Origin of the sequence: Pedobacter gandavensis (assembly GCF_014172405.1) — a bacterium.
Taxonomy (GTDB): Bacteria; Bacteroidota; Bacteroidia; order Sphingobacteriales; family Sphingobacteriaceae; genus Pedobacter; species Pedobacter gandavensis.
In genome coordinates this window covers 149127-164030 of the sequence record NZ_WNXC01000003.1, presented here as the reverse complement: position 1 = coordinate 164030, position 14904 = coordinate 149127, and the positions used below count along the sequence as shown (strand labels likewise).

Here is a 14904-nt window from a genome sequence, read left to right as displayed (position 1 = left end):
GTGTTATGGAAGAACAGCAAAACGAAAACCAATTAAATATTGAACTTTCTGAAGAGGTTGCAGAAGGGATCTTTTCAAACCTGGCCATCATCACACATTCTAATACAGAGTTTGTTCTGGATTTCATCAGAGTGATGCCAGGAGTGCCTAAGGCAAGAGTGAAGTCAAGGATTATCCTGACACCAGAGCATGCTAAAAGGTTAGTAGCAGCAATGCAAGATAATCTGGAGAAATATGAAGCTGCTTATGGGAAGATTAAAACGCAGGAGGAGCCTCCTGGATTTCCAATAAACTTTGGCGGACCAACAGCTCAGGCTTAAGATTTTAATACATTATTGATATGAAGGATGACGGCTTTGCTATCATTGGGTTCAAACCAGGCAGTGTTGTCATCCCTTCTAAACCAGGTCAGCTGTCGCTTCGCAAAGCGACGTGTGTTTTGCTTGATCTTATCCACTGCTGTCTCCAGCGAGATGTGACCATCCAGATAATCGAATAATTCGGAATAACCTACGGTATTTAGGGCATTATACTTTCTGTACTTTTGAAGCCCTTTTACCTCCTCTAGCAAGCCTGCATCCATCATCAGATCCACTCTATGGTTGATGCGCTGATATAATGCTGCACGGTCCATGTTAAGCCCTATTTTAACGATATTGAAAGGTCTTTCTTTTTTGCTGTTGGTCTGGTAGGAGGAAAGCTTCTCACCAGTGGAAAGGAAGAATTCCAGACCTCTGACCATCCTTTGTGGATTGGCCTGATCTACTTTTTCATAGTACTCAGGATCATGAATTTTGAGTTGTTGTTTGATGGATTCAATACCTTCATTTTCCAACTGCTGTTTTAATTGTTCTCGGATGTTGAGATCTGTATCCGGTAGGTCATCGAGGCCATTACAAACGGCATCAATGTATAAACCGGATCCGCCAACCATAATCAGCAGATCCTGTTTTTTAAAAAGATCCTCCATCAGCTGTAACGCTTGTATTTCAAAGTCGCCGGTGCTGAATAGTGTTTCTATGCTATGAGAATTAATGAAGTGATGAGGTGCTGCATTTAACTCTTCCGCGGAAGGTTTTGCAGTCCCAATTTCCATCTCCTTAAAGAATTGACGGGAATCAGCCGAAATAATTTCTGTAGAAAAGTGTTTGGCCAATTCAATGGCCAATGAAGTCTTTCCTATTCCAGTAGGGCCAACAATTACAATTAAGGTTTTATCCAATAGCATGATTAAATATTAGTAATCGTCGTCTTTGCCACCGTATTCATCGTCTTCGTAGCTATCTTCATCGCTACCATACTCATCCGCATCAGCAGAATCATCGTCAGCGTCATCATCAATCGTTTTTTCTTCCGTGTTGATACCTCTTCCATCCATCGCGGCCAATTCTTCTGTGTCTTCAGGAACAAAGTCCAGCTCATTCAGAAAATCAAAGTCCGATGATGCTTCGTTAGCCGATACCGCAACGGCATTAAAATTATCTTTATCGATGATTTTAGGCGCCTCTCCCTGACTTTTAACCAGTACAGGGTACTCCAAGTTCGGATCAGTTTCCAGAATGATCTTGATCAATTCTACATGAAAATCAAACGGACGATCGAAATTGTAGATATAATAGAATTTCTGGTGTGGATCTTCTATGAAACTGCTCAATTTAGCCTTCTCCATTAAAGTTACTCCTCTATCAGTTTTACGTTGATTTGGCAGGTAAGCAATTTCGTCTCCTTTGATCCAATGATCAGTACTCACATAAAAAGAAGAGGATTTTTCAGCAGAATATCCTGTTGAGCGATGTATCGCACGATGTAAATCTTCAAATGTCTGGTTTGGTTTGATATCGATCTCCCTAACTACCTCATCGAAATCCTCGAAACTTATTCTAAATCTATAAATTGCCATCTGAGCTTTTTTTCTAGCTATAAAATTATAAAATATTATTGTACTTTGTATTAGTGCTTTACGGGCTGCAAGCCAAATTCTTTAGCTTTTTCCAGCATGAACTGTAAAGCTTCCTCGTAGCTGTTTTTGATATCGCCTTCCAGAATTGCTTCCCTGATGGCATTTTTGATCAGGCCTACTTCTTTACCTGCGCTTAAACCGAATATTTCCATGATATGAGTACCGGTAATTGGTGGCTGCCAGTTTCTAAGCTTGTCACGTTCCTCCACATCTTTGAGCTTTTGTTTAACGAGCTCAAAGTTATTCCGGTACTTTTTCACTTTGTACTCGTTTTTTGTGGTGACATCGGCATTACAGAGCATCATTAGGCTCTCAATATCTTCACCGGCATCAAACAATAACCTTCTGACAGCAGAATCTGTAACCACTTCTTGTGCGAGTACAATAGGTCTTAGGTGAAGTTGTACCAATTTCTGCACCAATTTCATCTTCTCATTTAGCGGAAGTTTCAATTGATTAAAAATCTGAGGCACCATTCTCGCCCCTTTGTCCTCATGGCCATGAAAAGTCCAGCCATGTCCTTCTTCAAAACGCTTGGTTGCCGGTTTGGCAATGTCATGAAGAATCGCTGCCCAGCGAAGCCAAAGGTCATCAGTTGCTTCACAAATATTGTCGAGCACCTGCAAGGTATGATAAAAATTGTCTTTATGACCTTTTCCATTGATGATGTCCACTCCGTAAAGGTTGGCCATTTGTGGAAATACCAGGTGTAAAAGGCCAGTATCAAACAGGTACTTGAAACCTATAGAAGGGGTTTTAGAAAGAATGATTTTGTTGAGTTCATCTGTGATGCGCTCTTTTGATACAATACTGATTCTTTCTTTCTGCTTTTTTATCGCATTTATCGCGCTTTCGTCAATGCTAAACTCTAATTGGGTAGCAAAACGAATAGCCCTCATCATCCGCAATGGATCATCTGAGAATGTAATTTCAGGATCAAGTGGAGTTCTGATGAGTTTTTGCTCCAGGTCATTAATTCCGTTAAAGGGATCAACAAGTTGTGCATAATTGTCTTTATTCAGGGAGATGGCCAGGGCATTGATCGTGAAATCTCTTCTCAACTGATCATCTTTGATGGTGCCATTTTCTACAATAGGTTTGCGGGAATCTGCACGGTAGGACTCTTTTCTAGCACCTACAAATTCTATTTCCAGATCGCGGGTTTTTATCATGGCCGTGCCAAAGTTTTTAAATACCGCTACCTTGGTTTTGAGTTGTTTACCTACTAATTCAGCAAAGTCAATTCCATTCCCTAAGACCACAATATCGATGTCTTTAGAGGGTCTGTTTAAGAAAATATCGCGCACATACCCACCTATTACGTATGCTTCAATCTGATGTGTTTGAGCAATATCGGCAAGTACTTTAAATATTGGATTTTGTAAATGTTTTTCCATTAATGAGTTACAAAAGTAATAAAACTTACTTTCTTATAAAGGAAAATTGACCTCCGGGAGCTAATTTCATGATGGTAGATGGTTTCTTCGGGTTCTGTAGCTCTTGTTCCCAATCGACTACGTAATCTACTGCGGCTTTAATTTCTTCTGAAATCTCATCAAAGATAAGGGGAGAAGGTTCACCAGATTTATTGGCAGAAGTAGAAGTTATGGGTTTACGGAAACGTTGAATAAGTTGTTGACAGAAGTCATGTTTTACAATTCTAATACCTACACTACCATCTTCATTGATCACATTCTTAGCCAGATTTTTGGCGCCGGAGAATATAATTGTCAATGGATTTTCTGCATACTCGATTAAGTCGTAAGCCACGTCAGGGATCTCTGTTACATAGCTTTGAAGTTTTGAATCATTATCCAGCAGTACAATAAAACTCTTATCTGCGCTACGCACTTTGATTTCATTTATTTTGGCTACCGCTGCTTCGTTTGTAGCATCGCATCCTAATCCCCATACCGTATCTGTGGGATATAGAATCACCCCTCCGTCTTTTAATACCTGAAGGGTTTTTTCAATTTCTGTTCTAAGCATAACCTGTTATTTCTGGTGATTGGATAGTACCTGGGTATAAATTTTAATCATTTCCTCTGTGAGGACCCGGGTCTCAAATTTTTTAACATATTCCAAGCCTTTTGCGATCATTTCTGTGGCAAGGCCAGGGCTGTTCAATACTTTATTTATCGAAAGGGAAAGTGCTTTGTGGTCAAATGGGGGGACATATAAGCTATGATCGCCTCCGGCTTCTTCTAAACAAGAGCCAGTAGCTGCAATTACCGGAACACCAGAATACATGGCTTCGATAATAGGAATACCAAATCCTTCATACAAAGATGGATAAACGAAGGCACTGGCTAGCTGATAAATGGAAGGCAGGTCATCGAAAGGTACATTTTGTAGAAAGGTAACTCTTGATCTCAAACCCAGTAAGTCAATTTCTTTTTTGACTAGCGCTGTATATGCTGTTTTTCTTCCAACCACAACCAGCTGATAATCCGGGTGAATTTCTGGTAAGGCTTTAATGAGCGTCATCAGGTTTTTGCGGGTTTCAATCGTTCCTACATTAAGGATGTATTTTTCTGGTAACTGGTGTTTGATCCTGACTTCCTGTTTTTTATGTTGATCAGTAGCAGACTTGAAACTATCGTCACAGCTTTGATAAACAACTTCTATTTTATTAGGATCTGTATCGAAAAAATGGATAAGGTCTCTTTTTGTACATTCGCTGATGGCTACTATTTTGTCTGCATGTTTGCAGGCATAGCGGAATTTCAGTCCATAGATAAAGCGATCTATCCTTCCGTAATATTGAGGGAATCTGAGAAAAATAAGGTCATGTATGGTGACCACACTTGGAATTCTGGAATGTTGAATTCCCAGGGGAATTTCATGACTCAAGCCATGAAACAGATCAATCTGATCTTTTAGTAATTGTTTTTTTATTCCCGAAGTTCTCCAGAACCATCCTGGACGGTCTGGGAGCTCAATTTTGATCCCGTTAAGTTGCAGAAATCTGGAGATCTGTTTATGTTCCTTTACTTTGGGAGTATAGACAAAGTATTGGTTTTGAGGAAAAAATTCTGCCAGGTGGGTGATCAAAGACCTGCTGTAATTTCCCAGTCCTGTTAAGTTATTCGCTGCCCTCTTTCCGTCAAAACCAATCTTCATTATATTATACTGCTACATTATTTTCTCTCAATGCATCATTTAGAGAAGTCTTTTTATCAGTAGATTCTTTACGTTGACCAATGATTAAGGCACAAGGAACCTGGAATTCTCCAGCCGGGAATTTCTTCGCATAGCTACCTGGAATAACCACTGAACGTGCAGGAACGATTCCTTTATATTCTACTGGTGTGTTTCCTGTTACATCGATGATTTTCGTAGAGGCTGTTAAAACTACATTGGCACCTAAAACAGCTTCTCTTTCTACACGAACACCTTCCACAACGATCGCTCTTGAACCAATGAAAACGTTGTCTTCGATGATTACCGGGGCAGCTTGAATTGGTTCTAATACACCACCAATACCAACACCACCGCTTAGGTGAACGTGTTTACCAATCTGTGCACATGAACCTACAGTAGCCCATGTATCAACCATCGTACCTTCGTCAACGTAAGCACCGATATTTACATAAGAAGGCATCATGATCACACCTTTGGCTAAATAAGCGCCATAACGTGCGATACCGTGAGGTACAACTCTTACACCTAATTCTTTATAATTGGTTTTCAATTTCATTTTATCATGAAATACAAAAGGACCAACTTCAATTTCTTTCATTTCTCTGATTGGAAAATAAAGGATTACTGCTTTTTTGATCCATTCATTCACAGCCCAGGAGTTCAATACTGGTTCAGCAACGCGCAATTCACCTTTATCAAGTTGCATAATTACCGTTTCTATTGCCTCGCAATATTCACTATATCCTAATAAAGTTCTGTCTTCCCAAGCGGCTTCTACTAACTTTTTTAATTGTGCTATCATGTTTTAAGTTATTTTTTGACAAAATAAATCAATTTTATGTATAGACCATTGTTTTCTATAATGTATTTTTGATTTTTTATGGCAGAGCAAGAAAAATTACGGATAGATAAGTACTTATGGGCAATAAGATTATTTAAGACCAGGAGTTTGGCGACAGAGGCTTGTAAGGCTGGGCGTGTGAAATTTAATGGTAATAATCTTAAAGCTTCTGCAATAGTCAAACCTGGAGATGTGTATCAGGTATCCAAAGGAATTGAGAAAAAAGTGATTGAAGTAGTAGAGCTTTTATACAATAGGGTAGAGGCGAAAATTGCGGTGACTAAATATAAAGATATTACTCCAGTAGAGGAAACTCATGGGTATAAATCAATGTTCCATGCTCCGGTATTGATCAGAGACCGTGGAGCAGGAAGGCCAACAAAGAAAGACAGAAGAGAAATTGATGACTTAACTGGTGGTCTTTTTGAAGAAGAAGAGGGTGAAAAACAGTAAGCTATTGTTTTAGCAGTCTCATTCTATAGGCTTGCATGGCTGTTGTACCCAGTTGTTTAATCAATTGATAATTGGCAATCGCACCTACGGCAGCACCAACTATCGGTAGCAGCTGGGCAAGTTTAGCGAGATCAATATAATCCCGGTATTCTTGTTGAAAGGTTTTCCAGTCGAAGCTGTCCACATTTTCCGGTAGAATGTGTAGTTTCTCTTGCCAATTTTCCATGTGCATGAAAATTTTTGTGCGTCCTTGCTGACTGGAAAAAGCGAGCTGGAATATGTACAATAAATACAAACGCTCTCTGTAATCTTTTACATCAAAACCATACAAGGCGGCAATTTCAAATAGCAGTTTCATTTTTATGCCGATGAGGATTGGAAAATCTGCCATGCTCATCAGAAAGCCACCTGCACCAGTAATTCCCCCTTCTGCGGCTCCGGTTTTACAATAATTGTCAATTTTAGATTTCACTAAAGCTTCCCTATGTAAGAGGCTCATTCCCAATGCTGGTGTGTTAGAAGTAGTATAAGTAGAACCGTAAAGTACTCCTTTGATCATATTTTTGATGGTCACAGTTATGGCTGTATGAATTTTTTCAGGAATATAGCTGTTGATTTTCTTCTGAATATTATTGGTCATCTTATTGAAAAAAGAGGGCTTAAGCCTCATTTTTCGCTTCCAGAATTCCAGTTCTATCGTTGTTTTTTCTTCGTAAGTCACGATTGCATATTACAATAATTATTCCTTAATGATTAAATTTTAAGTATTTGCTTATTTGATCTGAAAACTATATATTTAGTTGTATGTAAGCAAACCTAAATTTAAAATTATGTTCATTTCAAAGAAGATTATTTTTTCACTCTTGTTGTTCGGCTCAGTAAATGTTAGCGCACAACAACTTGTGTTTAGTACTAAAGCCCCAAAGGGAGGCGAAGCACTTAATTTCACCTACGATCCAGCTGGGGGAACTTTAGCTAATGAAAAGGAGATTCAATGTAAGGTACAGTCTTTTGTTAATCTTAAGCGAGAACTTGGAAATGTTACCCTCAAAAAAGTTGGCACTGTTTATAAAGGGACTTTTCTGTCTAAGGATAGCACGGATCTAGTTTGTCTGGTTTTTTCCGCAAAAGCACCTACTGAACTTAGTCCTCAAGGATATTATATACAATTCTACGATAAAGGCTCAGTGAAGGCAAACGCTTACCTTGCAGAAGCGCAGCTGCTTACTACTATGAGTAGCGGGGTCGGTGTAAAGGCAGATCCAGCTAAAGCAATAAGATCTTATGAAAAGGCATTCTCTGCAAAACCAGGTTTAAAAAAAGCTTATACGGGTGATTACCTGACTACATTGTATAGACTGGATAAGGAGCGGGGAAAAGTACTAATCAATAATCAGATTAAAAGTTATCAGTTAGAAAAGAATCCTACGGAAGTTGACATGATGACTTTAATGTCATTACATCTTTTACTCAAGGATAAAGCTGCCGCAGAGACTTTAAAACCGGCCATTATTATCCGTTATCCTAAAGGAAACCTTGCTTTTAATGCAGCTAGAGAGCCAATATATAAGGAGAAAGATCCTGATCAGATTGCGCAGAAGATGGAAACGTTAGTAAAGCAGTTTGGCTTGGATCCGAATAACAAAGCAGATGCCATGAGAATCAGTAATTTGTATTATCCTTTGGTTCACATGTATGCATTAAAGAGAAACATGGAGAAGTTCGATTTATATTCAGCAAAGATTATCAATAAAACCGCATTGGCCTCTTTGGCTAATTCTGTGGCTTGGGGCCTTGCCGAGAAAAATGAGGAAATAGACTTTGCAGAAGCATTATCAAAAAGGTCACTGACATTGCTTGAGGAGGCAAAGAATGAAGAAATACCATCTTATTATGGCTCAAAAGAAGAGTATCTTGCGGATATCGAACGCGCTTACAAAACAAATGCAGATACTTATGCACTGATTTTACATCATAAAGGAAATGATAAAGAAGCTGTAGTTTATCAGGAAAGAGCGGGATCGGCTGCGGATGCAGATGGAAATGCCCGTTATGTCATGTATCTGGAATTGGCGGGTGATTCGGAGAAGGCATTCAAAGTTGCGGATACTTACCTGAAAGAAGGGAAAGGAACAGCAGCAATGCGTACAAGTTTTCAAAAGCTCTACGAAAAGAAGAACTTAACTACACCCTTTGCAACTTATATGGTGGATGTTGATAAAGCTGCATTTGCAAATAAGCGCGCAGCCTGGATGAAAGAGATGATTGATCTTCCTGCACCGGCATTTAGCCTTAAAAATTTAAAGGGCGAATCTGTGAGTTTAGCAAGTCTTAGAGGAAAAGTTGTGATTCTGGATTATTGGGCTACCTGGTGTGGGCCATGTGTGGCTTCTTTTCCGGGAATGCAGAAAGCTCAGGAAAAATATGCTAATGATAAAGACGTTGTGTTTCTGTTTGTCAATAGCTGGCAGAGAGAGGAAAACAGAGAAACCTTGGTGAAAGATTTTTTAACGCAGAAAAAGTATGATTTTAACGTATTGTTTGATACGAAGAACAAGCAGGATCCTGAAATTTTTGATGTGATCACTGCTTATAATGTGACTGGGATCCCTACTAAATTTATCATTGGTCCTGATGGAAATATCAAGTTCAAAACCTCGGGATTTTCAGGATCTGCGGATGGAGTGGTAGAAGAGTTGGATCAAATGATCAGTTTAGCTAAATCAAAGTAAGGGTTATAGAAAGAAAGGCCATCCAAAAAGGAATGTTTAGCTGAATATCTGACGGTAGAATTCGGCTAAACATTCCTTTTTGGATGGCTTTTTTTTAATATTCGAGTTTAATAGTCCACTCTCATTGGCGACTGCTCCCAGAGTTTAAAAGCCTGAAGCGCTTCGTCTCTTAGCATTTGCTGTATTGGTAAGCTGCGCTCCGCCATTGGTTTTTCTAGTTCTTCATAGATAAATTGGTCATCGAATCCAATATTTGCGGCATCTACCTTTGTGTTTCCATAATAAATGGTGTTAATTCTTGACCAGTAAACTGCGCTCAGACACATTGGACAAGGCTCACAACTGGTGTAAATCACGCATCCACTCAGGTCAAATGTTTTTAGTTTTTTACAGGCGATTCTAATGGCTGACACTTCTGCATGCGCAGTAGGGTCATTTGTGCTGGTTACTTTATTGCCGCTTTTGGCAACTACTTTACCGTCTTTAACCACCACTGCACCAAAGGGACCACCAAGTTCTGCGGTTACGTTTTTCTCAGAGAGCGCTATAGCTATACGCATAAATTTCTCGTGCTGTTTCTGTTCAGTAATTTCCATGGTAATGAATTAGTAATATAAATGTTTTGGGTCTGAAAATGGAATTGCTGTCAATTTCAGACCAAGTGTATTTTGTGCTATAGTTTTCAATTTCGTGGTAGCGAAAAAAATAGCACAAAAAAAATGCCCCGATTACCCGGAGCATTTAAGATCATCATCAGATGATTATTTTTTGTCTTTTGAATAAGCTGCGTTTAATCCTACGATTACTTCACTGGTTACATCTAGAGACTCGTCAGCGAATAAGATTGCGCTGTTTCCTTTTGAATAAGTCAATACCATTTTGAAACCTTTACCTTTTGCATAAGTTTTTAGGTACTCAGCAACTTTATCATATAATTTTTCGTTCTCAGTAGCTTGCTCATTTTGAAGTGCAGCACCTGCATTTTGAGAATAAGCTTGTAATTCTTGTTGTTTACGAGCTAATCTTTCTTCTGTAGAAGCTCTTTGATCAGCAGGTAACGTATTTTGTTGTTGTTGATATTGAGCTACTTCACGTTGGAAAGCTTGTTGTTTAGAAGCAAGATCTGTTTGTGCAGTTTTCGACTTCGCGTCAAGTTTAGTTTTTAAGTCTTTGAAATACTGATATTTTGTTAACAGGGAATCAGAATTTACATAGACGATTTTCTCTGCGCTTGTTACTGTGGCCGACTCAGTTTTTGGAGCAGTGGTACCTGCGTTTTCTTTGTTCTGGCAAGAAGCCATAACGGAAACTAATGCAACTGCAGTAGCAATGCTGCCAAGTTTTAATGTTGATCTTTTCATCTAATGATTATAATTGATTTTTTTGTTTTAAATTTTTGAATCCATCACCGTCACAGCTATTTTAAAACCCCTTTTTCCAGTTGTTTTATCCCATTTGGAATGATAAATTTCAACAAATATAAAATTTCAAATTTAGTATCCTAAAAAACTACGATTTTTAGCTCATTTTTAGTGCTTTTTTAGCCAAATAGTTATCCACATTTGCCGTTAATTGGGCTAAAATGGTTATTTTTGAATCTAATTGTTTTTTTAAAAATTATGAGCGAAGAAAAGGATCCAAAGTCAAATTATTCGGCAGATAATATACAGGTTTTAGAAGGTTTAGAAGCGGTGCGTAAGCGCCCTTCGATGTATATAGGAGACACCGGAGTAAAAGGATTACACCATTTAGTTTACGAGGTAGTAGATAACTCTATTGATGAGGCGTTGGCAGGTCATGCTGACACGATATATGTAAATATTCTTAAAGACAACTCGATCAGGGTTGAAGATAACGGTCGTGGTATTCCTACCGGAATTATGCAGAAAGAGCAAAAATCAGCTCTGGAAATCGTAATGACGGTATTGCATGCCGGGGGTAAATTTGATAAGGATACCTATAAAGTTTCTGGGGGTCTGCATGGTGTGGGGGTAAGTTGCGTGAACGCATTATCAACGCATTTAAAAGCAGAAGTTCACCGTGAAGGAAAAGTATGGGAGCAGGAATATGAAAAGGGAAAGCCACAATACGATGTTAAAATCGTTGGTGAAACTGATAAAAGAGGAACGGTAATTACGTTTAGTCCGGATCCTGAAATTTTTACTCAAACTTTAGAGTATCGTTATGATACTTTAGCCAGCAGGTTAAGGGAATTGTCTTTCCTGAATAAGGGGATCAAATTAACGCTTACTGATGAGCGTGAATTAGATGATGAAGGAAACCCAATTTCAGAGCTTTTCCACTCTCAAGGTGGTTTGAAAGAATTTGTTCAGTTTTTGGATGGAGGACGTCCTTCATTAATTGCGGAGCCGATTTATGTAGAAGGTATCAAAAATGGTATTCCGGTAGAGCTTGCTTTACAATATAATGATAGCTATGCAGAGAATGTACACTCTTATGTGAACAACATTAACACTCATGAAGGTGGTACACACATTGCCGGTTTCAGAAGAGGTTTAACCAGAACATTAAAGGCGTATGCAGATAAGTCTGGATTGCTTAAAAATGTTAAATTTGAGATTACTGGTGATGACTTTAGAGAAGGATTAACAGCTGTTGTTTCTGTGAAAGTACAGGAGCCTCAGTTTGAAGGTCAGACAAAAACAAAGCTGGGTAACTCTGAGGTGATGGGTGCAGTTGATATCGCTGTTGGTGAAGCACTGAACAATTACCTGGAAGAGAATCCAAAAGAAGCAAGGCTGATCGTAAATAAAGTAATTCTTGCCGCTACAGCACGTGCAGCAGCACGTAAGGCGCGCGAGATGGTTCAACGTAAGAGTGTAATGGGCGGTTCAGGTTTACCTGGTAAGCTAGCCGATTGTTCTGATAGTGATCCGGAAAAATGTGAGATTTACCTGGTCGAGGGAGATTCCGCGGGTGGAACTGCAAAACAAGGTAGAGATCGTAATTTCCAGGCTATTCTTCCACTGAAAGGTAAAATCCTGAATGTAGAGAAGGCAATGGAGCATAAAATCTACGAAAACGACGAGATCAAGAATATGTTTACCGCTTTAGGGGTAAGTATAGGAACTCCGGAAGATGATAAAGCTTTAAATCTAACTAAGCTACGTTACCATAAGGTAGTGATCATGACGGATGCGGACATCGATGGATCACACATTACGACATTGATCCTTACTTTCTTCTTTAGATATATGAAAGCACTGATTGAGGCTGGTTATGTGTACATCGCAGCGCCACCATTGTATCAGGTTAAAAAAGGTAAAGAGCATGAATATTGCTGGAATGATCAACAACGTGACCAGGCGGTACAACGTTTAAAAGGTGCGGGTAAGGAAGAAAGTGTACACATCCAACGCTATAAAGGTCTTGGAGAGATGAACGCAGAACAGTTGTGGGATACCACCTTAAACCCTTCAACGCGTACATTGCTACAGGCAACCATTGAAAATGCTGCTGAATGTGATCATACCTTCTCCATGTTAATGGGTGATGAAGTTGGTCCAAGAAGAGATTTCATTGAAAGAAATGCTAAATATGCTAAGATTGACGCTTAATTAGCGTGTCGAAATAACAATTAAATATAAAAGGAGGTGCCCAAAAGGTACCTCCTTTTATATTCTACTACCGAACTGCTACTCGCTGTATAAAAATAATTTAAGTTTTTTGTAGTTGATAATGGCCTGATATTTTAAAAGGATATCGCTGCCAATAATCCCGGCAATTACGGGGTGTCCCATTTGATCGTATGCCTGATTTACACTTTCCAGATCCAGCGCTACGGTTTCATAACTCGAAATGATCAATCTACCCATTTTGATTTTGGGTATGATTGCCTGAATAGTACTGGATGTTGTGAACAAGGTAGTGGCTTGGGTTTCCTCACTATATTCCAGTTCTGAAATATTATTTTTAATCAATGTCATGTCAAATACGGAGCGGGAGGCCCCTGTATCCAGAACTACAAAATGTTTTTTCCCAAAAACAACAATTTCCACCAAAAGGTGGAAACCGTCATCTTGTAGATTTATTAAGGTTAAGGGAACAGTAATCGTTCTCATTAATTTTAAACTAGTTTCATGTCGTGTAGAACGCTGTTCATGGCACGAACAGCATCCGCACTTTTATTAAAGGAAGCTTGTTCTTCCGCATTCAATTTATAATCTATTACCTTTTCCCAACCATTACGGCCAACAATTACCGGAACACCTAAACAGATGTCCTTCTGACCGTACTCGCCATCAAGGGCTACACAGCAGGTAAATAATTTCTTTTCATCACGTACAATACTTTCTACCAAAGCAGCACCTGCTGCTCCTGGCGCATACCAGGCTGAAGTACCTAATAAGCCAGTTAAGGTAGCTCCACCAACCATGGTATCTGCAGCTACTTTATCCAATACTGCTTGATCCAATAACTCAGTTACTGGTAAACTTTGATAAGTGGCATAACGGGTTAATGGGATCATGGTGGTATCTCCGTGGCCTCCAATCACAAAACCTTGAAGGTCATTTGAATTGCAGTTTAAGGCAACGCTTAAGTAATATTTAAATCGGGCGCTATCTAAAGTGCCACCCATTCCAATGATTCTGTTTTTAGGTAATCCTAATGATTTTAGGGCCAGGTAGGTCATCGTGTCCATAGGATTGCTGATCACGATAATGATGGCCTCTGGAGAGTATTTAAGAATGTTTTCTGCCACACCCTTCACGATACCTGCATTGATTCCGATCAATTCTTCACGGGTCATCCCAGGTTTACGTGGTAGTCCGGAAGTGATTATGGCTACAGTAGATCCTGCAGTCTGACTATAATCATTTGTTACCCCTTTTATTTTTGTATCAAAGCCCAATAGAGTGGCCGTTTGCATCATGTCTATTGCCTTGCCTTCAGCAAAACCTTCTTTGATGTCTAATAAAACAAGCTCTTCTGCTAATTCTTTTCTGGCAATATTATCTGCACAAGTGGCACCTACAGCGCCGGCACCTACAACCGTTATTTTCATAATGAATCTAATTTTATTTTAATTATAAGCAGGTTTTGACCTACTTAAAGGGGTTAAATCTATTGTTTTTAAAAGCGCATTGATAAAGTAATTTACAATATAATTAATTATTAAAGCAAACCTGATAAGGGTAGCCTTCCTGCCGAAGTTATAAAATTTGGGCAGTTTTAAAAATGCTTTTTAAAACTTTCTTCAACCTTGCTGGTTTTATGATAAAGAATTTACATTTGCTTAATAGTCGCAAACTAATGAACCCTATTATGGATAATGTACCTGTTGAAAAAGTTGATATCATGTTGTATGCAGGGAAGTGGTACTCTTTATATTCGATACCGACTTTCATTGATAAGCACTGGCGTCAAACGGTGGAGACCTACGTGATCCATCCTGATGGTTATTATGCTGTTTTTACGGGCTACAAGGTAATGGGTGAGGATAAGCAAAAGTATTTCAGGTCCAAATTGTTTGTTGTACGTGGCAGTAGAAATGCCCGTTTCAAAGCCGAATTTATCTGGCCCGTTAAAGTAGATTATTGGGTGATAGAACTTGCTGAGGATTACTCTTATGTGGTGGTTGGCCATCCGAAATTTAAATACCTTTTCATTATGGCTAGAAAGCCTAATATTCCCGAAACATTGCTCGCGGAAATTATAGAGCGCTGTCATAAAAAGGGTTACGATACCAGTAAACTGGTTTCTCAGGAGCACAAAGCTTCAGGTCCGATTCCGGTAGTCCATTCTATGTAAAG

At 39.0% G+C, this 14904-nt stretch carries 16 protein-coding genes; 5 read left to right on the top strand and 11 right to left on the bottom strand.

Annotated elements, in window-relative coordinates:
* The first annotated feature begins 5 nt into the window (after nucleotides 1–5).
* Nucleotides 6–320: a DUF3467 domain-containing protein gene (locus tag GM920_RS10880; protein ID WP_182956976.1), complete on the top strand. Its 315-nt coding sequence runs from the start codon at nucleotides 6–8 to the stop codon at nucleotides 318–320.
* Here GM920_RS10880 and miaA read toward each other — a convergent pair.
* From miaA to GM920_RS10850, 6 genes are read right to left on the bottom strand one after another with little or no spacing between them, the layout of a single operon-like run.
* Complete coding sequence (miaA, locus tag GM920_RS10875; protein WP_182956973.1) at nucleotides 317–1228, bottom strand: tRNA (adenosine(37)-N6)-dimethylallyltransferase MiaA; 912 nt, start codon at nucleotides 1226–1228, stop codon at nucleotides 317–319. The two genes, GM920_RS10880 and miaA, sit on opposite strands and share 4 nt — an antisense overlap.
* A 9-nt stretch (nucleotides 1229–1237) precedes the next feature.
* Complete coding sequence (locus GM920_RS10870) at nucleotides 1238–1900, bottom strand: IS1096 element passenger TnpR family protein (RefSeq protein WP_182956971.1); 663 nt, start codon at nucleotides 1898–1900, stop codon at nucleotides 1238–1240.
* Nucleotides 1901–1950: 50 nt separating this feature from the next.
* Nucleotides 1951–3357: a CCA tRNA nucleotidyltransferase gene (locus GM920_RS10865; RefSeq protein WP_182956969.1), complete on the bottom strand. Its 1407-nt coding sequence runs from the start codon at nucleotides 3355–3357 to the stop codon at nucleotides 1951–1953.
* Nucleotides 3358–3382: 25 nt separating this feature from the next.
* A complete protein-coding gene (locus GM920_RS10860; protein ID WP_182956966.1) occupies nucleotides 3383–3949 on the bottom strand; it encodes an L-threonylcarbamoyladenylate synthase in 567 nt (188 codons plus the stop codon).
* Nucleotides 3950–3955: 6 nt separating this feature from the next.
* Nucleotides 3956–5083, bottom strand: a complete 1128-nt coding sequence (locus GM920_RS10855; RefSeq protein ID WP_182956963.1) for a glycosyltransferase family 4 protein — start codon at nucleotides 5081–5083, stop codon at nucleotides 3956–3958.
* A 4-nt stretch (nucleotides 5084–5087) separates the two neighbouring features.
* Entirely contained in the window at nucleotides 5088–5906 is an 819-nt protein-coding gene (locus GM920_RS10850) for a 2,3,4,5-tetrahydropyridine-2,6-dicarboxylate N-succinyltransferase (RefSeq protein WP_062550280.1), read from the bottom strand.
* A 78-nt stretch (nucleotides 5907–5984) separates the two neighbouring features.
* Between GM920_RS10850 and GM920_RS10845 the strand changes: the two genes are divergently transcribed.
* Nucleotides 5985–6398, top strand: coding sequence for an RNA-binding S4 domain-containing protein (locus GM920_RS10845; RefSeq protein WP_182956960.1), 414 nt, complete (start codon nucleotides 5985–5987; stop codon nucleotides 6396–6398).
* Nucleotide 6399: 1 nt separating this feature from the next.
* Here the strand turns inward: GM920_RS10845 and GM920_RS10840 are convergent, their stop codons facing one another.
* On the bottom strand, nucleotides 6400–7119 hold the full coding sequence (locus tag GM920_RS10840) for an EcsC family protein (protein WP_182956959.1): 720 nt from the start codon (nucleotides 7117–7119) through the stop codon (nucleotides 6400–6402).
* Nucleotides 7120–7228: 109 nt separating this feature from the next.
* Here GM920_RS10840 and GM920_RS10835 point away from each other — a divergent pair, with 109 nt between their 5' ends.
* Entirely contained in the window at nucleotides 7229–9130 is a 1902-nt protein-coding gene (locus GM920_RS10835; RefSeq protein WP_182956956.1) for a TlpA family protein disulfide reductase, read from the top strand.
* A 107-nt stretch (nucleotides 9131–9237) separates the two neighbouring features.
* Here GM920_RS10835 and GM920_RS10830 read toward each other — a convergent pair whose 3' ends face one another.
* Both GM920_RS10830 and GM920_RS10825 read right to left on the bottom strand, forming a co-directional pair.
* Entirely contained in the window at nucleotides 9238–9726 is a 489-nt protein-coding gene (locus GM920_RS10830) for a nucleoside deaminase (protein ID WP_182956953.1), read from the bottom strand.
* Nucleotides 9727–9891: 165 nt separating this feature from the next.
* The gene (locus GM920_RS10825) at nucleotides 9892–10491 is read right to left on the bottom strand and encodes an OmpH family outer membrane protein (protein WP_182956950.1); all 600 of its coding nucleotides are present in this window, start codon (nucleotides 10489–10491) and stop codon (nucleotides 9892–9894) included.
* A 258-nt stretch (nucleotides 10492–10749) separates the two neighbouring features.
* Here GM920_RS10825 and gyrB point away from each other — a divergent pair, with 258 nt between their 5' ends.
* Nucleotides 10750–12708, top strand: a complete 1959-nt coding sequence (gyrB, locus tag GM920_RS10820) for a DNA topoisomerase (ATP-hydrolyzing) subunit B (protein ID WP_182956948.1) — start codon at nucleotides 10750–10752, stop codon at nucleotides 12706–12708.
* 78 nt (nucleotides 12709–12786) lie between these two features.
* On the opposite strand, the gene GM920_RS10815 is transcribed toward gyrB, so the two are convergent.
* Both GM920_RS10815 and GM920_RS10810 read right to left on the bottom strand, forming a co-directional pair.
* Complete coding sequence (locus tag GM920_RS10815) at nucleotides 12787–13212, bottom strand: aspartyl protease family protein (RefSeq protein ID WP_182956946.1); 426 nt, start codon at nucleotides 13210–13212, stop codon at nucleotides 12787–12789.
* A 5-nt stretch (nucleotides 13213–13217) separates the two neighbouring features.
* A complete protein-coding gene (locus tag GM920_RS10810) occupies nucleotides 13218–14156 on the bottom strand; it encodes a malate dehydrogenase (protein ID WP_182956943.1) in 939 nt (312 codons plus the stop codon).
* A gap of 248 nt (nucleotides 14157–14404) precedes the next feature.
* Between GM920_RS10810 and GM920_RS10805 the strand changes: the two genes are divergently transcribed.
* Entirely contained in the window at nucleotides 14405–14902 is a 498-nt protein-coding gene (locus GM920_RS10805; RefSeq protein ID WP_235964499.1) for a lipocalin family protein, read from the top strand.
* Nucleotides 14903–14904: the final 2 nt, after the last annotated feature.